14 protein-coding genes are annotated in these 20118 nt (G+C 54.6%); 4 read left to right on the top strand and 10 right to left on the bottom strand.

What is annotated here, in order from left to right:
* Nucleotides 1–7: 7 nt before the first annotated feature.
* From ACR3ZL_RS08490 to ACR3ZL_RS08475, 4 genes are read left to right on the top strand one after another with little or no spacing between them, the layout of a single operon-like run.
* Nucleotides 8–859: a phosphatidylserine decarboxylase gene (locus ACR3ZL_RS08490; protein WP_473648298.1), complete on the top strand. Its 852-nt coding sequence runs from the start codon at nucleotides 8–10 to the stop codon at nucleotides 857–859.
* Nucleotides 856–3828 (top strand): type I polyketide synthase, encoded by a 2973-nt coding sequence (locus ACR3ZL_RS08485; RefSeq protein WP_486173374.1) that lies wholly within the window; start codon nucleotides 856–858, stop codon nucleotides 3826–3828. Before ACR3ZL_RS08490 ends, ACR3ZL_RS08485 begins: the two co-directional genes overlap by 4 nt.
* Nucleotides 3829–3832: 4 nt before the next feature.
* A complete protein-coding gene (locus tag ACR3ZL_RS08480) occupies nucleotides 3833–7237 on the top strand; it encodes an aminotransferase class III-fold pyridoxal phosphate-dependent enzyme (protein ID WP_486173373.1) in 3405 nt (1134 codons plus the stop codon).
* Nucleotides 7230–8327 carry a polysaccharide deacetylase family protein gene (locus tag ACR3ZL_RS08475; protein WP_486173372.1) on the top strand — a complete coding sequence of 366 codons (1098 nt, stop codon included), beginning with the start codon at nucleotides 7230–7232 and terminating at the stop codon, nucleotides 8325–8327. The genes ACR3ZL_RS08480 and ACR3ZL_RS08475 overlap by 8 nt, the downstream gene beginning before the upstream one ends.
* On the opposite strand, the gene ACR3ZL_RS08470 is transcribed toward ACR3ZL_RS08475, so the two are convergent.
* The 10 genes from ACR3ZL_RS08470 to ACR3ZL_RS08425 form a co-directional block, all read right to left on the bottom strand.
* The gene (locus ACR3ZL_RS08470) at nucleotides 8324–8896 is read right to left on the bottom strand and encodes a zinc finger domain-containing protein (RefSeq protein ID WP_486173371.1); all 573 of its coding nucleotides are present in this window, start codon (nucleotides 8894–8896) and stop codon (nucleotides 8324–8326) included. The two genes, ACR3ZL_RS08475 and ACR3ZL_RS08470, sit on opposite strands and share 4 nt — an antisense overlap.
* A 64-nt stretch (nucleotides 8897–8960) precedes the next feature.
* Nucleotides 8961–10337, bottom strand: coding sequence for a sigma-54-dependent transcriptional regulator (locus ACR3ZL_RS08465; RefSeq protein ID WP_473648311.1), 1377 nt, complete (start codon nucleotides 10335–10337; stop codon nucleotides 8961–8963).
* Complete coding sequence (locus ACR3ZL_RS08460; RefSeq protein WP_473648312.1) at nucleotides 10338–10913, bottom strand: adenine phosphoribosyltransferase; 576 nt, start codon at nucleotides 10911–10913, stop codon at nucleotides 10338–10340.
* A 229-nt stretch (nucleotides 10914–11142) separates the two neighbouring features.
* A complete protein-coding gene (locus ACR3ZL_RS08455) occupies nucleotides 11143–11928 on the bottom strand; it encodes an enoyl-CoA hydratase/isomerase family protein (protein ID WP_486173370.1) in 786 nt (261 codons plus the stop codon).
* Between the two features lie 9 nt (nucleotides 11929–11937).
* Nucleotides 11938–12843, bottom strand: a complete 906-nt coding sequence (locus ACR3ZL_RS08450; protein ID WP_486173574.1) for an EamA family transporter — start codon at nucleotides 12841–12843, stop codon at nucleotides 11938–11940.
* Between the two features lie 5 nt (nucleotides 12844–12848).
* The gene (locus ACR3ZL_RS08445) at nucleotides 12849–15116 is read right to left on the bottom strand and encodes a serine/threonine-protein kinase (protein WP_486173369.1); all 2268 of its coding nucleotides are present in this window, start codon (nucleotides 15114–15116) and stop codon (nucleotides 12849–12851) included.
* A gap of 31 nt (nucleotides 15117–15147) precedes the next feature.
* On the bottom strand, nucleotides 15148–17109 hold the full coding sequence (gene acs, locus ACR3ZL_RS08440) for an acetate--CoA ligase (RefSeq protein ID WP_473648318.1): 1962 nt from the start codon (nucleotides 17107–17109) through the stop codon (nucleotides 15148–15150).
* 262 nt (nucleotides 17110–17371) lie between these two features.
* The gene (locus ACR3ZL_RS08435; protein WP_473648319.1) at nucleotides 17372–18178 is read right to left on the bottom strand and encodes an inositol monophosphatase family protein; all 807 of its coding nucleotides are present in this window, start codon (nucleotides 18176–18178) and stop codon (nucleotides 17372–17374) included.
* 100 nt (nucleotides 18179–18278) lie between these two features.
* Nucleotides 18279–19181 (bottom strand): PSP1 domain-containing protein, encoded by a 903-nt coding sequence (locus tag ACR3ZL_RS08430; RefSeq protein ID WP_486173368.1) that lies wholly within the window; start codon nucleotides 19179–19181, stop codon nucleotides 18279–18281.
* On the bottom strand, nucleotides 19178–19993 hold the full coding sequence (locus tag ACR3ZL_RS08425) for a TIM barrel protein (RefSeq protein WP_486173367.1): 816 nt from the start codon (nucleotides 19991–19993) through the stop codon (nucleotides 19178–19180). The genes ACR3ZL_RS08430 and ACR3ZL_RS08425 overlap by 4 nt, the downstream gene beginning before the upstream one ends.
* Between the last annotated feature and the right edge of the window lie 125 nt (nucleotides 19994–20118).

The raw sequence follows: 20118 nt of genomic DNA, 5'->3' as shown, positions 1-20118 counted from the left end.
TCCCGCTATGTTCCTGGCACTCGCAACTTTCGTCGTGCTTCTCATTTTCCTCTCACTTCCAGCACGGAAGTGGGAATTGAAGGAAAAACACTACGTCCCGTGGAATCTATTCATCGCGACGGTTGGTGCGGGATTGGTCTACGCAGCCACACAAACGATTCCGGGTGTGCCTGCGGTCCTGGTGGCGTTTGGCACGGTCGTGCTGGGCGGTGTTTTGTCCGTTGCCGCGATCATGTTTTTCTTTTTCCGTGATCCTGAGCGGAATCCGCCTAACGATCCAGGGCTGATTGTATCGCCTGCCGACGGGACCGTCGTTTACATCAAAGAGATCGAAGACGGTCGATTCCCGTTTGCCGTCAAGAACGACAACACGATTCCACTATCGGAATTTTCGCGTGCGGACCTGATCCCTGAAAAGGGAATACAAATCGGCATTGCAATGAACTACTTAAACGTTCACGTCAACCGCAGCCCCATCGCCGGTGTCGTGAAGATGCTCGAACCGATCCACGGCAAGTTCTTGTCGCTCAAACACATCCACGCATTGCTGGAAAACGAGCGCACGTTGATGGTCTTCGAAAATGACAATCTGAAAGTCGGCATCGTCCAAATTGCTTCTCGTTTGGTTCGCCGGATTGTTCCCTACGTGCAAGAGGGGCAGACACTGGAACAAGGCCAGCGAGTAGGCATGATTAAATTTGGTTCACAAGTTGACTTGCTAATTGCTTATCGGTCTGACTTAGAAGTCAAGGTAAAGGTAGGCGATGAGCTAACCGCCGGTGAATCGGTTGTGATGACTTGTAGCCCGACACCGCCGAAAACGCACGCGGACAAGGAGATGGAGACCGCCCGCGCATGAGCACTGACCAACATTCAGTTGCCGTCATTGGCTTAGCCGGTCGTTTTCCTGGATCTGCTGATTCGCGAGAGTTCTGGCAGAACCTAGTCAACGGAGTTAGTGGCGTCACATCGGTGCAACCGCGGTCGTGCAGTTCGCTTCCAGATCAACCCAACTACGTTGCCAAAGCGGCCGTTGTCAAAGATGCAGATCACTTCGACGCGAAATTCTTTGGGATCTACCCAAAGCAAGCGATCGATATGGATCCCCAGCACCGTCTGTTTTTAGAAATGTGCTGGCATGCAATGGAAGATGCTGGTTACGTCCCTGACGCTGCTCCAGGTCGTGTCGGGGTGTTTGCAGGCTGCCACATGAACACGTATGTGTTCACCCGCATCGCAGCAGACGAAGAATTCCGCCGTTCACTCGCGGACTCTTATCCCGGCGGCAGTTTGACGGCCGAAATTTCCAACGACAAAGATTACTTGGCGACACGCGTTGCTTACCAACTGAACCTACGCGGTCCCAGCGTTGCGGTTCAGTCAGCATGCTCGACATCGCTGGTCGCAATCTCACAAGCCTGTGAGAGTCTTGTCTCGGGTTCCTGCGACATGGCTATTTCCGGCGGTGTGACGGCGACGTTCCCGCAAGAACAAGGCTACCTGCACACCGAGGACTCCATCATCTCGCCGGATGGAAATTGCCGGACGTTCGATGCCGAAGCACGTGGAACCATCTTTGGCGATGGCGTCGGTGCGGTGGTACTGAAACGACTTTCCGATGCCGTTGCGGATCGGGACGAAATCTACGCCGTCATTAAAGGATGGGGCGTTAACAACGACGGCGGCGACAAAATGGGCTACACAGCGCCCAGCGTGTCGGGGCAAGCAACCGCAATTCGTTTGGCTCACGCCCGCGCTGGCATTAAAGCGGATTCGATCAGCTACGTCGAAGCTCATGGTACCGGCACGCTTGTCGGCGATCCGATCGAAGTCCAAGCCTTGACCGAGGCGTTCCGCGACACCACCGACAAGAAACAATTTTGCCGTATCGCTTCGCTAAAAACGAACGTCGGACACCTCGATGTTGCCGCCGGCGTAACCAGCGTGATCAAGACCAGCATGGCGTTGAAGAATCGACAGATTCCGCCGATGCTCCACTTCAAGTCACCCAACCCCAAAATCGATTTTGAGAATAGCCCGTTCATCGTCAATACGGAACTGAATGATTGGGACACCGACGCGTTGCCTCGCCGCGCGGGCGTTAGCTCCTTTGGTGTTGGTGGCACGAACGCACACCTGGTCATGGAAGAGCCACCTGAGTTACCGCTGGCGAAATCACGTCGACGAAACCATTGGCTACGATTATCCGCTAAGTCACCAGCGGCACTCGAAGAAATGACCGACGACCTCGCTGAGTTCTTCGAGTCGAACCCCGAGACCAACCTCGCCGACGCAGCCTACACTTTGCAGGTTGGTCGCCAATCGTTCCGACACAAACGCTTCATCGTTGCTAGCGATGCTGCTGAAGCGGCCAACATATTACGAGGTCGCAGTGCCAAGGATTGCGTCACCAGTGACCATCGTGGCAGCGAAACACCGGTCGCATTCCTATTCCCCGGCCAGGGATCTCAGCATGCCAACATGGCTCGCTATCTATACCGCTGCGAGCCCGTATTTGCGAAACACTTTGACGCATGCGTCGACTGCCTGACGCCGCACTTAGGTGTGGACTTACGGTCGCTGTTGTTCCCAGCGGATGGTTTCCCGCGTTCACCGCGTTTGAACCAAACCGAGATTGCCCAACCCGCACTGTTCCTGGTTTCGTACGCCATGGGTCGCTACTGGCAATCGCTAGGAATTGATCCCGCTATCATGATTGGCCATAGCGTTGGTGAATTCGCGGCGGCGGCAATCGCCGGCGTGATGTCGATGGAAGACGCCGCGCGACTCGTCGCGATTCGTGGCCGACTGATGCAAGCCCTGCCCAGTGGTTCGATGGTTGCCATTCAGCTTCCCGCTGAAAAGGTTGAATCGATTCTTCCGGAAACGCTAGAGATCGCTGCAATCAATGGACCCGCATTTTGTGTTGCCTCAGGACCGACCGAGGCAGTCGAGAACTTCACCACGGAATTAGAATCAGGCAAGCACGGTGAAGACATCGCTTGCCGAATGCTGAAGACATCCCACGCGTTTCATTCAAGGATGATGGACGCGGCGATCGAGCCATTTGAAGCCGAGGTTCGCAAGGTCAAACTGAACGCACCGCTCTTGCCGATCATGTCTTCGGTCACGGCCGAGATGATGAGCGACGAAACCGCTACCGATCCGGTTTACTGGGCCCGTCAAATTCGCGAACCCGTTCGCTTCTCGGACGCACTCGCGAAAGTACTTGCTAACCAGTCCGGCAAGGTCGTCCTGCTAGAAGTCGGTCCCAATCATGCCTTGAGCACGCTGGCCCGACAACAACCATTGGACCCTAAGCGGCACCATGTCTTGCCATCGCTTCCACATGTCAAGCAAAGCGAAGCAGACGATCGATTCCTAGCAACCACGATCGGCAAACTTTGGCAGGCCGGCGTTACCTTCGACACCGCAGCGATTTATGGCGACGAGGCTCGGCGGCGCGTTCACTTGCCGCTTTATCGTTTTCAACGTGAGCGATACTCCTTTGAAACGGAGTTCGAGCAGGCAGCCGAAACTTCCACGTCGAACTTCAATACGAACAACGCGGCAGATCCCACGCTATCGGTTGAGACGTCTTCATCCGTAGCCGACGACCTCGATGCCAGAACGATTGATTCACCGACGAATTCAGCGACCGCTGATCCGTCAATCGTCGCGAGCGTCCAACCCAATCCACATACACACAGCATCCTTGCGAATACCATCATCACTCAACAGATGGAAATGATGGCCCGACAAGTGGCACTTCTACGCCAGTCGCAAGCAACGCCAACCTCCTCCTCTGAAAACACTTCGGGAGTTTGAAAACATGGATCGTCAAGACCCAAGATTTGTACAAGTTGAATCCGTTCTTGCGACGCTACTACGCGAACGCACGGGATACGACATCAACGATCTCGATCGCGATGCCACGTTCATGGAACTCGGCTTCGATTCCTTGTTCCTGATTCAACTCAGCCAACAAATCAAGCAACGTTTTTCGGTGAAGGTGAGTTTCCGCCAATTGATCGAAGAGATCACATCAATCGACGCATTGATCCCACACTTAGTGGAACAACAACCCGCTGGTGCGACGGCGAAAGTGGAAGCGGTAGCCGCTGCGTCTGCGCCAACCCCGGTGACTTCAACACCCAAACAAACGACTCCACGACCAGCAGTCTCACCCGCGGCAGCACCAGCCACCAGCCACCAGCCAGCGAGCAACGAGCTTGCCTCGCTCAATGGCAGCGGTTCGGCCACAATGAACGGTCAACCCAGTGGCCAGGTATCCGCTGCGACGACACCTGCCGGCACAACGTCAACGCCAACTAGCCCTACTACTACGCCAGCACCTCAAGCCGTTACTGCCACTACGTTGCCGCCCGCTGCACCACCGGTATTCACGGCTGCTCCTGTCATTCCACCCGCTCCCGCCAATCCAGCGGGCATGAGCCCAATCGCGGCCGGAAGTGCCATCGAGCAAATCATCCTGCAACAGAACCAACTGATGGCTCAACACTTGGCAATGCTGAGTGGGGTGCCTGCTTCGGCCCCAATCGCCACCCCGGCCGCGAATCCCACAACGCATCTCGCACCGGCAGTCATGGATCAAACATCGGCTCCTCAAACATCCACAGCATCGACCGTCCCAGCGATCACCGATGAAACCGGTTCGACATGCGAAACCGATTGCTGCGATATTGCTTACAGCGAAGTCCCCGAAGGCGTTGCCGAAGCGGTCAAGCCAGTCACCAAGCGAGAACGCTTTGGACCATACAAGCCCGTTCGCAAAGGCTTGAACAATGGACTGACCGATCGTCAGCGTGAACATTTGAATCAGTTCATGGATCGCTTCACCAAACGCACCGCGAAATCGCGTCAGTTAGCCGAGAAGCACCGACCCCACTTCGCCGATCCACGTGGCGTCGCTGGCTATCGCCGCATCTGGAAATCAATGGTCTACCAGATCGCGGTGGAGCATTCCAAAGGTTGCAAGCTACGCGATATAGATGGCAACCAATACGTCGACATCGCGATGGGTTTCGGGCTAAACCTATTCGGTCAATCGCCTGACTTTGTCACCAAGGCAATCCACGAACAACTTGACCGCGGAGTCGAGGTCGGGCCTCAATCACCCATCGCGGGCGAAGTCGCCAAGATGCTCTGCGAGTTTTCTCGCAAGGAGCGTGTCACGTTCTGCAACACCGGATCAGAAGCTGTCATGGCAGCCCTGCGTTTGGCCCGCACCGTGACCGGCAAATCCAAGTTCGTTTATTTCAACAAGGACTATCACGGCAACTTTGACCAAGTGCTGTGTCGCTCAACTTCCGTTGGGCAACGCCGGATTTCTTCACCAGCCGCCCCGGGTGTTCCACAAATGTTCGCGGACAATTCCATTGTCCTAGATTACGGCACACCGGAAGCCTTACGAATCATCGAACAAGAAGCTGACGACATCGCTGCGGTACTGATCGAACCGGTGCAGAGCGCCGATCCGTTCCTGCAGCCTAAAGAGTTCATGCACGAAGTTCGCCGGATCACTCGCGAAAACAACATGGCGATGATCATGGACGAGGTGATCACTGGGTTCCGTGCTGCTCAGGGCGGGGCCCAAGAGTACTTCGACGTTTGGGCCGACATGTCGACTTACGGCAAAATCCTGGGTGGTGGCATGCCGATTGGAGCACTTGCCGGATCGCCTGAATACATGGATGCACTCGATGGCGGTCAATGGCGTTATGACGATGACTCCGAACCCGAAGCTGACATGACGTTCTTCGCGGGGACGTTCGTACGTCACCCGCTCGGAATCGTGGCCGCCAACGAGATCTTGAAAAAGATCAAACAAGAAGGTCCGCAGCTTCAACAACGCTTGACCGATCGCACGACGTACTTGGTCGAAACGCTGAACACCTTCTTCGAGCACGAACAGTTTCCGATTCGCGTCGCGCAATTCGCGTCACAGTTCCGGTTCATGTTCCCACCGGATTTGGAGTACGCCGACATGCTGTACTTCCACATGCTAGACCGTGGCGTGTTCACACGCGGCTGGGGCGATAACTGCTTCCTTTCAACGGAACATACCGACGAAGACGTAGAGTTCGTTATTAACGCGATCCAAGACAGTTGTCTGGAAATCCGACGCGGTGGCTTCTTTCCCGATGCGGTGGACGAAGCGACCAGCATCGCGGCTTACGAAGCTCGCGAAGCCAACGGCCAAGAAAAAAAAAACGGCTTACTGAGTCTGTTCGATAACCAGTCGGCCGCCCCGACCTCCGTGCCCGCCGCAACACCAACCGGCGTGTCGAAATACACCAAGGCTTATCCTCCCACAAGCGACGCCATGTCGACGCTTGTTGAAATCCAGCCCGAAGGGACTCGAACACCGATCTTCTGCACGCCCGCAGCGGATGGATTCACACGTGTGTATCACGAACTGTCCGATCGTCTGGGCGAAGATCAACCCTTGTATGGTCTTGATTCCCCCGGGATCTACGGCGAAGCGTTGCCAGACACGCTGGAAGAGTTTTGCGCCGGGATGGTCAACGACATTCGTGACGTGCAACCTCATGGACCGTACATTTTGATTGGCTACTGCTCTGGCGGTACCGTTGCCCTGGAGATTGCGCACCAGTTGATTGCTCTGGGAGAACGGGTCGCCATGCTGGGAATGATCGAAACCTACAACTGGGCGACTGCCCCATCGACCAACCCAAGTCTGATGACACAATTGGGTTACGGGCGGCAACGAATCGATTTCCACCTTCGCAATTTCTTGCTATTGGATGCACCGGACAAAAAGGTCTTCTTGGCTGCAAAGTGGCATGCGTTAAAAATCCGAACGTCGGTTTGGAAAGGATCGCTCAAGTCGTTCTTCTCACGTAAGAAAAGAGTGAAACCAAAGGAGCTAGTCAACTTCAATGATCTGTGGCGTAAGCACGATGAACTTTGCGAACAATATGTGCCAAAGGTCTATCCGGGCAAGCATGTCCACTTCCGACCGGCTCGTGATTACAAATGCCATATGGGTGAAGAACTCCAAGCGGCTGGGGGCATGGAAGTGCATCGTATGCGAGCCTATCCCGCCGGCATGATGGTCAGCCCCTTCGTTGACGAACTCGCTGATGCGTTAACCAAAACAATCAACCAGGCAATCGCGGATGATGCCTCCCTGCACAACCGTGACGAAGCCCCTAAGGCGATCGAACTGGCTGGAGATCTAGCGCATGCTTGATCCAGCGTCTCCCCATATTCCCCTCCGGTTTGCCTTCGAAGGTCAGGCCGGCGAAGTGATGCAACAACACTTCGAGCTAGACCGTGAACAGGCCGTTCTATCAGCCAAGTTCCGCCTGTATTACAAACTACGCCCGTTCATTCCGATTCCCATGCGGCAATGGCTCCAGCGGGGACGCAACCAATCGCTGGAAACGCCAACGGATTGGTACATTCCCACTGAATTCTTAAAAGACTTCCAAACCGCGGTTCAAATCGATCCCAAACAATCCGTCATCCATCCTTGGCCGGACCAATTCCAGATTGCGTCGTCGCTAACTCACGATGTGGAAACAAATATTGGCTTTGGCTTGATCGACAAACTGGCCAAGCTGGAGGAACGGTACGGACTTCGATCCGCTTGGAACGTTATCCCATACAAGTACAAAGTTGACCACGGCTTGCTGCGTGACTTAACGCAACGAGGGCACGAAGTCGGTGTGCATGGCTACAACCACGACGGACGTCTTTTTGAATCAAAAAGAACTTTTGACAAGCGAACCGGCCCGATCAACCAAGCCATTGAATCCTATGGTTCGACTGGCTTTCGCGCCCCGATGGTCCACCGCGATCTCGATTGGTTGCAAGCGATCAACGTGGACTATGACGCTTCCTGCTTTGATGTCGATCCGTTCCAGGCGATGCCCGGTGGCGTTGGCGGTGTGTGGCCATTTATCGCAGGTAAGTTTGTCGAACTTCCCTACACCTTACCGCAAGATCACACGCTGCTGGTTTCGCTCGGTGAAACCACGCCCGACACTTGGATCCGCAAGTTCGAACTCCTTCGCACCGTCGCGGGCATGGCCATGCTTGTGACCCATCCCGATTATCTGGATACACCATCGCGGTTGGATGTCTACCAAGGCTTCCTGGAATACGTTGCGGAACAAACGGACTGTTGGCAAGCACTCCCGCACCAGATCGCAACTTGGTGGCGTTTGCGGGACGCGATGACAATCCAGCATGATGGCGATCAACCAAGTCCAGTCGGTGAAGCCGCAGGCCGTGCTCGAATCGTTTCGCTCGGCTCCTTGAGCCCCAAGATTAGCTAGCGACTGGTCTTTTCATGCTGCTCAACTTGGCGACGAAGCGCCGATCGTTCGCGGTTGTACTTCGCCTTTGCTCGCTGATATTCACCCGCTTTTTGATGGGCGTGAAAGGCACTGAAGAGTCCAAAACCGATAAATAGAATTCCAAAGAATGGAAAGATACCGGCACCACCAAACGGACTGTTCGAAGTAATCCCAAAGGCCATGATGGTCCAAAAGATTCCGAATACGGTGACAATCAACGCACCGATCGCAGCCGAACCGCTTTCCGGCAGATGCTTGGTGCCATTCTTCCCAGTGATCATGAAATCTTGCCGCTCCCGTTCCCAGTTGCGATCCAAATCCGCGACTTTTTGTTGGGCGGTTAGCTTGGCAATTTGATCAGTCAGATTCTGAGTTGTCTGTGTGAGTTTTTCGATGTTCTCTGTAAACGTCACTCCGGATTCGCGCCGGATATGCAACTGGGTTTGACAATGGTTGCACCGAACGAAGTTGGCCGATGCAGGAACATCCAGCGGGGCTCCGCAAGAATTACACAACAAGGACTCGACCGATACCATTGACTCACCCATTGAAAAATGCCAACACAATTACCGATGCCGCTTGAAGCGGTTACGGAGTGCCCGTCCCCAGTCGCTAATGTAGACCGTGACGCCCCATCTTGTAATGCAGCGTACGCACGCTGACACCCAATCGCTTCGCGGTGTTTTCGCGATGGAATTCACAAGCTTCCAAGGCCGCTGCGATGACTTCTCGCTCAGTGGCCTCAACCGCTTCAGCAAGCGAACCGTACGATAAGTTTCGTGCATTCGATGAAGCTGTTTTGCTCGCCAGTTGAACCTCCGAAGGCAACTGATCCGCATCGATAATATCGCCGGTGTGCGTGACCACCATTCGCTCAACCCAGTTTCGCAGTTGGCGAACGTTGCCCGGCCACTGATTCTCAACAAGTGTTCGCATCGCTTCGGAAGCAACATGCTTCAGTGGGCGTCGATGGCGTGTGCAAAAGTGTTGCAAGAAATGCTCGATCAACAATGGAATATCGTCGCGTCGCTGTCGCAGCGAAGGCACTTCAATGGGGATGACATTAAGTCGGTAATACAAGTCTTCTCGAAACGAGTTTTCTTCGATCAATTCGACGACTGACTTGTTGGTCGCTGAAACCACACGAGCATCCGCCTCAAGAATCTGCTCGCCGCCGACTCGATTGAAACGTCGCGATTCCAAAACTCGCAAAAGATCCACCTGACTCTTCGGTGACATCTCCGTGACTTCGTCCAAAAACAATGTGCCGCCGGCCGCTTGTTCGAAACAACCCGGTTTTTGACGAGACGCTCCACTGAAGGAGCCTTTTTCGTGTCCGAACAGCTCACTTTCGAGAAGCGTTTCTGGCATCGCCCCTAGATTAACCGCAACGAAGGGACCGTTAGAGCGATCACTCAGATCGTGCAATGCTCGAGCGACCAGTTCTTTACCTGTCCCGCTCTCGCCGTGAATCATCACGGTCGCTTCGGTCGCGGCGACTTGCCGGATTTGATGAAGCACGTCCTGCATCGCGGCGCAGTTCCCGATGATCCCCGACAGTTCACCAGCATCCGCCAAACGGCTACGCAGTTGAACATTTTCAGCTCGCAACTCCAAATGCTGGCGAGCCTTTTGGACCTGTTGTCGAACCAGGTTCAAATCCAGTGGTTTGGCGATGAAATCAAACGCGCCCGCTCGCATGGCATCGACCGCCGTTTCGACAGTACCATGGGCAGTGATCACAATCACCGCGACGGACGGACGCAACTTACGCATCCGTCGCACCAACTCGATTCCATCAATGTCACTATTCAGACGAACGTCTGCGATCACGAGGTGTGGCGAAGTTTCTTCGAACTTCGCCAACGCTTCGTGAGGATCCGCCGCAACGTCGATAACATCCACCTCCTTCACCAGTCCCTTCGCTAAACCGGATCGGATATTCGGTTCGTCATCGACAATCAATACTCGGAATTCAGTGTCGTTCATTTAGACACTGGGTCCGGGCTGGCGATTCTGGATACTGAGTTCCCCTTCGCCGTCGTCACCGTCATATCGCAACACAGCATGCACGTCGTACGGTTCCATCCGAGCGGCACCGCCCAACGATTCCAAATGGATCAAGAACGAACAGCCGACAATCTTGGCTTCGCACTTTTCAAGCAATCGCAAACAGGCTTCGATCGTTCCACCGGTGGCAAGCAAGTCATCTACAATCAAGACCTTTTGGCCAGGCTGAATGCCATCGACGTGAATCTGCAGTTCGTCGGTGCCGTACTCCAGTTCGTAGGCGAACGAGTGCAAATCAAAGGGAAGTTTGCCAGGCTTGCGAATCGGCACGAACCCAGCACCCAATCGCATCGCAAGCGGCGTGCCGAAGATAAAACCTCTAGCTTCCGCTGCCGCAACCACTTCCACACCGGAATCTAAGAACGGCTCGGCCATCAAGTCGATTGCACGATTAAGTGCTTCGGCATCCGCCAACAGCGGAGTGATATCGCGGAACAGGATTCCTGGTTTGGGGTAATCAGGAATATCGCGGACGAAGGATCGTAAATCTTTCATGAAAGTCCTAGCGGGATGAAAAGGATTGCAAGTGGAAGAGAGTTGCAGGATGAAGAGGTTCGATGGTAGGCGACGAAATTGAATGGGTGTCGAAACGAGCACTGAACCTAACGTAAGTGGCGTGACGCAAGTGGCATGCCTAAGCGGGTTCCTACATTATCCAGACGTGAATCATCTGAACTTTCTAAGCAACCGACGCGTTTCGATCCGCTGGCCCAGCAATACCAATTTACCAGCTAGGCGTATTCTTACTAGCGAACGCCTCGATCCCTTTTGCAGCAGATTCCGTTGTGCAAGCCGTTGCACTATCAGCCGCTGCCGCCGAGATCTGGGTCATCAAATTTTCACCGATTGTTTCGTTGAGCAATCGCTTAGTGGCTTGAATAGCCTGGGGCGATCCGAGCGAGGCCTGTTTGGCGGTTTCCGTCGCCGCAATCCAAACCTGTTCGCTGGCGACGGGTGGTCGACAAAGCAGGCCTACCGATTCCGCTTCATCGGCTTTCATTTCCGTCCCGGTTAGGCTCATCCGCGCCGCCAGAGATGCCTGAGTTCGAAACGCTAACAAAGCCGTAGTGATCCCACCCACCAAACCATGCCGGACGGCTTGGGCTGAAAACACCGCTCGGTTAGACGCAACGATCATGTCGCAAGCCAAAGCAATGGCGAAACCCGCGCCAATCGCGTGCCCATCGACCGCCGCAATCAACGGTTTGGGGAACCGCAGCATCTCTTCACAGGTTTCCGCGAGGTCACGCCAATACGTCAGCCATTGTTCGAGCTGCTCGCGTTCAGGCAGGTCGCCGATCGCTTTTAAAACCGACATATCCACACCACTGCAAAAGTTATTGCCGTGGGCAGTCAAGATCACGGCACGCACCCGCTTTTCTTGGTGGACGTCGCTGATCGCTTGGCGAAGATCGGTCAGCAACCCAGGGCTCAGCGCCCCGTGCTTTTCCGGACGGTCGATTAACAGAGTCGCGATCGACTCGTGAACTTTGACTTCAACGTGTTGCATAATCAAACACTATAGCAGCAACAAAAACACTCCGAACAGGATCCCTAGCACGCAAATCGCTTTCCGCTTCAGATTTTGTTCACCGACCATGCGACTACCGGCAATCAACGCGACTAGAACGCTGGTTCGTCGTAGTGATGATACGATCGACACCAGTGCATCGGGGTCCGCCAACGCAGTGAAATAAGCCATGTCGGCTGCCAGCAAGAGCGGGCTGATCCACAAAATCGAACGACGGAATTCAAACGCGTGCGTCGATCGGTCTGTCCCCGGGCGTTGACGATCTCGCCACCACTTCCACGCCAACGGAATCATGACAGGCAACAAATAAACGCTAAACCATGCCTGCACCGTAGCGGGTGAAAATTCGTATTCCTGCAACAACACTTTGTCATAGATCGAACTGACCGCGCCCAATACGGTGGCTCCGATCATCACAAACACCGCTCGATTGGTCGCAAACCGGATACCTTCTTTCCGCCCAACCACGGACATGGCCCAGAAAGAAATCAGCACGACGGCGATTCCAATCCATTGCTGCATCGTCGGCCGTTCACCCAAGTACCCGACCGCTAACAAGAGCGTCCAAAGCGGGCTGGTCGATCGGATCGGCGCGGCGATCGAGAGCGGCAACGCCTTCAGAGCATGAAACGCAAGTGTCCAAGATGTCCCAACCAGGACAGCCTTCATCGCCAACAAACCGTGGCTAGTTGCATCAATGGGATCCACAACCAACCATGCCGGCAAACCTTGGTTGCCTACCAGCGTTTGATACACCAACATGGCCGACCAAATCGCCGCACCAACACTGACGCTCATCAGCAAAACGATGGGCACCGCATTTGCGCGAACCGAAACCTTCTTTGCGACATCGTAAACCCCTAGCAGAGACGCGGACACAAGCGTCAATACCATCCAGGTCACGAAACACCCTCAAGCGGTCGATCCGCGACTGTGCCTGCCTTCGTTTCGACCGGTGTTTTTTGCCGGTTCGCTTCGAAGACATTCTCCCACCAATCAATCGCATCAGCCTGGTTCCATGCTGCCGCCTCGGGGAGCGATTCAAGGCTTTGCAACAACTGAGCAATGGACGCCGGACGATCTTCAGGTTGCCGAGAAAGGCACTTCATGATGACATCCTGCAAACCTTGAGGCAGCGGACGTCCCAGCCGCACTTCCGGTGAAACCGGTGGTCGCTCTAACTGTTTTAAGCATAAATCAATCGCCGATTCCCCTTCATAGGTCGACTTGCCGGTTAACAACGAATACCCGACAGCACCAATCGAATAAAGGTCGCCCGCTGGACTCGCTTGAGTCGCATCACGAATGGTCTCGGGCGCCATATACAGTGGCGTCCCGGTCATCGAATCCGATCGCGTCATCGTTAACGCCAAAGTATCGTCCGCTTTATTCAGTTCTTTCACCAAGCCGAAGTCCAACACTTTGATGTGATCGAAAGTGCTTGCTTTCGCGGACAACAAAATGTTCGCTGGCTTGATGTCGCGGTGGATCAAACCCGCCTCGTGAGCTTCCGCAATCGAACCGCAAATCTGGCGCAACAAATGGATCGTCCGCTCCGGCGACTGCGGCCCATAAAAATCAATCAACTGCTGAAGCGAAATCCCATCGATGTATTCCATCACATAGTAGAAAACTCCATGCTCGACCTGAGACGGCGATCGCTTGTTCCGCGATGCGGAATCCGCCCCGGAGTTAGTGTCGGTTTTCGATGAGGAACCAGCGCCACCTAGATTTTCAGCTTGGCCGTAGTCATAGATTGCAATCGTATTGGGATGTCGCAGGTTCGATGTCAGTTGAACCTCTCGACGAAATCGGGCAATCGATTGCCGGGACAACTGTTCGCCTTCGAGCACCTTGATGGCGACATCACGCCGAAGAAACTGATGCTTGCCACGGTACACCGCCCCCATCCCGCCCGCACCAAGCAACTCGGTCAGTTCGTATTGACCAAGATGCCGCACGTCTTGATCTCGGTCACTCAAACGCTGACGCAACCGGTCCGACAACGCGACCAACGCCGCCATGCCGATTCCGGCAATCGATAGTGCACCAAACGTGCCCGCGATCAACCACTTCAACAAGTTGATCGAACGGAACGCCTCTGTCCAATCGATCTCCGTAGCAATCCCGACATCCAGGTCTGGCAACCAACGCCATGCCCCCACCACTTTCACGCCGCGATAATCTTGGTAGCCCTGGGTATCGCTTCCAGCTGACCCCCGGATCGCTTGATCCGCCATCTTGGTCAACGGACGTTCGGCGAGCGCTTCAGCATTCAAATTCAAACCCGATGCACGAGAGTCGACGCCGGGCTCACGAAGATGCGTAGGGTACCAGGGGCTTCGGGCCCGGGTCGGCTGGTTCGGTCGCATGTCCGTGAATTGATCTTCGAAGCGACTTCGCGTCAGCAGACGTCCGCTGCGATCAAACAAACATGTCGCATCGGTAGGCGTGGTCACCAGAATATCACTTAGATAACCACGCGGATCGATCACCCAACCTACTGAACCGATCAGGTCAAATTGCCCGTTGCGGTCATCAAGAATCGGTGAAAGTGCAAACATGCATCCCAAGTCGAAAGTCCCAGCAGCGTAGTCAGGCAACACAACGGTGGGTTCGCCGACCTGCAATCGACTACGGTCCACTCCGGTCCACGGACACTGTTCACCAAGCCGACCGTCGCGGTCCGCCGCGATAACCTTCCCGTCCGAATCAGTCACGACCCAACCGACTGCTTCGCGGCGATTGGGCACCTCGCTGCGTAATCGCTCGATGCGCAACTGCTCAACGCGAGACTCTTCGATGCGCTGCGCGTCGTCGGCGATAGGACCACCATTTGCCGATCCCGAGTTCGATGACTCTCTAGCAGCCAATTCGACACGGACGAACTGCTCGACAACCGGGCTCGTCGCTAGCTGCGCCCCCTCTTTCTGCAACGTCAGAATGCAGAAGCGAAGCCGGGCCACGTTTCCTTCCAACACCGATTGCAAGGCATGTTGGCAAAGCCGCTTGGACGACTCATTGACTCGCCCAAAAACCCAAAACATGGGAACGAGCACCAACACCAAAAAGCCTAACGCCACGCAAACCCAAAAACGCCGACTCGTCGAGCGTTCGAGATGCGTTGACGAGGTCGCCGGCGTTTCGGATTGATGGCGAAATGGCATAGCAAGGTTCGAGGACGTCGGCCTCCTAGAGCTAGTCTTTTTGCTGTAGCTTGGCCAGAGATGCAAGGTCTTCCAGAGTCGAAGTGTCACCCGCTAGTTCTCGACCAGCGGCCACATCTCGCAACAAGCGACGCATAATTTTACCGCTGCGTGTTTTGGGTAGCGATGCAGTGAAGCGAATATCATCCGGTTGCGCCAGGGCACCAATTTGCTTTCGGACGTGAAGCTTCAACTCCTTAAGCAACTCGTCGTTGCATTCGCGACCGGTGGTCGTCACGAAGGCAGCGATGGCTTGGCCCTTCAAATCATCGGGGCGTCCGACCACAGCGGCTTCGCAAACATCAGGATGCGAAACCAGTGCACTCTCGACCTCAATGGTGCTGAGACGGTGGCCCGATACGTTGATGACGTCATCGATCCGTCCCATGATCCAGTAGTAGCCATCTTGATCGCAACGAGCGTTGTCACCCGTTAAATACTTGCCAGGTACGTCAGCCCAGTACTGCTCAACGAATCGTTTCTCATCACCATAAATTCCACGAAGCATGCCAGGCCAAGGTTGAGCGATGCACAACTTGCCACCGCTTTGGCTATCAACCAAGTTGCCGATTTCATCCACGATCGCAGGCACGACGCCTGGTAAGGGCTTGGTGCAGGAACCTGGCTTGGTGGGCGTGATTCCAGGCAACGGGCTCATCATGATGCCGCCCGTTTCAGTTTGCCACCAAGTATCAACGATAGGGCACTTACCACCGCCAATTTTTTCGTGGTACCACATCCATGCTTCTGGATTAATGCCTTCACCAACACTGCCCAGCAATCGCAAGCTGGATAGGTCATGCTTATCAACGTGCTCGTCACCCCACTTGATGAACGCACGAACGGCGGTTGGTGCCGTGTAGAGGATGGTGACCTTGTACTTTTCAACCAAATCCCAGAACCGATCTTCGGCCGGATGATTCGGCGCCCCTTCATACATCAAGCAAGTGGCACCCGCGGCCAACGGTCCATAGACGATATAGCTGTGACCGGTGATCCAACCACAATCGGCCGTACACCAATAGATGTCGTCTTCACGATGATCGAACACCCATTGGAATGTTCGCTTAGCCCACAAGTTGTACCCGGCGGTAGTGTGTAAAATTCCCTTCGGCTTACCGGTACTTCCCGATGTGTACAGGATGAACAGTGGCGTTTCACTATCCAGTGGAGTGGCGGGCAGCGTGCCGGGTTGCTTTTCGATCACATCGTGCCACCAAACATCGCGGCCTTCTTGCATGGGCGTGTCGTCTCCACCGGTCCGTCGCAGCACCAAGCATGTCTTGACCGTGGGTGATTTTGCCAACGCCTCGTCGACGGTGCGTTTCAAGGGCAAGACTTTGCCGCGGCGATACAAACCATCCGACGTGATCATCAACTTAGCCGACGCATCATTGTTTCGATCGGCGATCGATTCAGCGCTGAAGCCGGCGAAGACCACTGAATGGATTGCTCCGATACGAGCACAGGCCAACATCACGATCGCCAATTCGGGCGTCATCGGCATATAGATGCTAACCACATCGCCAGTACCAATCCCCAACTCAACCAAACCTTCGGCGCACTTTGCGACTTCGGTTTGCAATTGACGATAGGTCAGCGTGCGAGTGTCGCCAGGTTCGCCTTCCCAAATGATCGCCAACTTATCGCCGCGTCCGGCTTCCACATGGGCGTCCACGCAGTTGTAACAAGCGTTCGTCTTGCCACCGACAAACCACTCCGCATTGGGTGCTTCCCATTTGCAAACCTGATCGAATGGCTCAAACCAATGCAAATGTTCCTTCGCCTGTTCGCCCCAAAACTGATCCGGATTGTCACGCGCTTCGGCGTACAGCTTTTCGTATTGCTCGTTGGTTGAAATGACGGCCTTGTCAGTGAACTCCGCCGGCGGATCAAACAATCGCTCTTCAGTTAGGACGTGGTCGATCGAGCCAGATTCAGAAGATTGAGACATGACAGTGGTGGGGCAGGTAAGGAGGTGGGGGAATGATTCGATAGACAGCACAGTTGGCTAGTTCAGCCGACGACGCCTCATTCCAACACAACTCACTGCCGCTCGCACACTACGCTCGATCGAGCTAACTCAACCGGGGCGGCAAGCTCACCCTGAAAGGGGCAATGCAGATGGCGGAAAAGACATCAACTGGCTCGGTCCGACTGATAGTCTAGTGAAAATCAATCGCCCGTGGGAGACGATGGCGGAAAGCTCAGTCACATCACGCGTGTTTTGCAACAATCTTTAGCATTGCTGCGTGCAACGCCGAGTTACTGGCCAAAACGCTCGACTTTTCAATCGGCAGCGGGTCGCCCGTTGCACTGGTGATCGTTCCTCCCGCCTCGGTAAGGAACAACGCTCCGGCACCAAAATCCCATGGCGATAATTGATACTCAAAGAATGCATCCAACTTGCCGCAACCGACCATACACAAATCCAATGATGCGGTCCCAAAACGCCGGATTCCATGGATGTCGTGCGAGAAGCATTCTTCAATCGCAGCCAACGTCGATCGCATCATTTCGCCACGATCGTAATAGAACCCGCAACCAATCATGGCTTGCCCTAAAGTACCGACCGGACTGACCGAGACCGGCTTCCTATTCCGAAAGGCACCGCCGCCTCGCGTCGCGGTATACCAATCGTCCGTTACGGGATTGAATACCGCACCGGCCATCGCCACACCATTTTCGTAGTAACCGATTGATACCGCGAAATGCTCGATGCGATGCGCAAAGTTATTAGTTCCATCTAACGGGTCAATGATCCATAGGTGTTCTGCCGAAGCATCGCCGGACTGCAGTGACTCCTCCCCAAGCAACTCATGGCTGGGGTAGCGCGATCGAAGCAGGCCTTCAATCGCTGCTTCACTCTCTTCGTCCGCGTCACTGACCAAGTCATACGACTTACCTCCACCGGCTGACTTATCACGAATCGAAACACCATCGTCGAAATACCGCCGCAAGATGTCGCCACCGACCTTCGCGGCTTCAACCGCTGTTTCCAATATGGAATCGAGGTTACTCATCTTTAATATCTTCTTGGTTGAGAAACAAAGTAAGAGGGCAGGTCACAACAACACCCGCTAGCCGTGATGCGAATTTGCAAGCGTGAAAGAAACACGAAACCTATCGCTTCCGCTTCTTCTTCCCACCCGCCGATGGACCTTCGCCGACCACCAGCACTTCAACGACATCACCGGCGGGAATCATGATTCGGCGTTTGTCTTCGGTGTTGACGATCAATTGCCCCGCCAAAATATCCTGGGCAACGACATGACACTTGCCATCGCGAGTCAGAACTTTGCTTCCAATCGGCGGCAAATCTTCAGCTAACGATTCGTAAGTATCAAACTCATATCGCAAACAACACTTCAAGCGACCGCACCGTCCCGAGATCTTTGTGGGATCCAGTGACGCCCGCTGCAACTTGGCCATCTTCATCGACACCGGTGGCATCTTGCTAAGAAAGCGACTGCAGCAAACCTCTTGTCCGCAATCACCAAAATCGGCAAGCAACTTCGCTTCATCTCGGATGCCGATCTGACGCATCTCAATACGGGTCTGAAACTCCTGGCCGAGTGCTTTCACCAACGTGCGAAAATCGATTCGCCCTTCGGCAACAAAATAAACGACAACTCGCTCACCGCCCAAGACTCGCTCGACATCGATAAGCTGCATAGCCAATTGAAGCCGATCGACATGAGGCTGACACGCATCCAGGTCGCGCCGGGTCATCGCTGACATTTGCGACCAGTCACCTCGATCGGTGCCATCAAGTCTTCGCAGGATCCGGCCTTCGGTTGGCTCGCGAAGACCACCGATTGCGGCCGGTGTTGCTTCACACAACACCGTTGCGATTTCAGTTCCCCGATCACTACGAATCACCACCTCGTCGCCATAGCGAAACGCCTCCTTGGCGGTCATCACGCCAAGCAGTCGCATGCTGCCATACCGGCAAACATACTGAAGGTCCTTGCTAACACTAGCGTCAGACGAATCGGGTTGAGGTGCTGATTCAGGTTGGCTCACGCTAAGAGGCTCTTGAAGGCTTCGATGGTTTTCTGTGCGGCGGTGTCAGAATCAGGAAGCGGGAACGCTTCGGCGCACAAATAGCCATCATATCCGATCGAGCGAAGAGCTTCGATGATTGGTACAAAATCCGTATGCCCCAATCCCGCAGCCTGCCGGTTGGAATCGACGAAGTGAATGTGCCCAATCGCATCGCCACCCTGACGCAGCGCATCGGCAACATTGGCTTCTTCGATATTCATATGGAACAAGTCAGCCAGCAACTTGATGTTGTTGGTCTTTAGCCGTTTCAAGAAATCAACGCCCTCGGCAACGGTGCGAATCAAATTGGTTTCGTATCGATTGAGCGGCTCGTAGATCAACGGCACGTTGTAAGTCGCCGCGTGAGGACCGAGCTCATCCAAAGCCTCAGCGAGGTAATCCAGAGCGCCGTCCAAAGTAAGATCGCCCCCCCATCGCCCTTGCATCGACCCGATGATCGCCGGGGCGCCAACCGGACCACCAAAGTCAATCATCGAGCGCACAAAATCTCGAGCCGCTTTTCGCTTGGACGCATCCGGATCCGTCAGACTGAGACCGTGCTTGACCATCCCAGCACCGGTACCAACGGCAGCCACTTTCAGCCCAGTCCGCTCGGTCAACGCTTTTAGCTGATCGTGCGAAACGGCATCTGGACCAGGAGCGAAAATCTCAACGGCATCAAAGCCGAGCTTGGCCGCCTGATCGAACGCATCTTCAAGTCCGTTCCAGTAAACAAAGGGGCCGCCGCGTGCTTCTTCAACAAGGCTGACTGTAATGGCGGATTGAATCATCGAAAGGTCACTCTCGCGGAGGGAAGATGGGGAAGGGTTGAACGATCAAACCTATCGGTTGCGTTCCGAAGTTGAAACCCGGCGAAGGCTTCACGATCAAACACGACAACGGCAAAACGCCGCAA

The organism is Rhodopirellula sp. J20-39 (assembly GCF_057365095.1).
The sequence above is the reverse complement of the archived record's forward strand: the minus strand, read 5'-3'. Positions and strand labels throughout refer to the sequence as shown.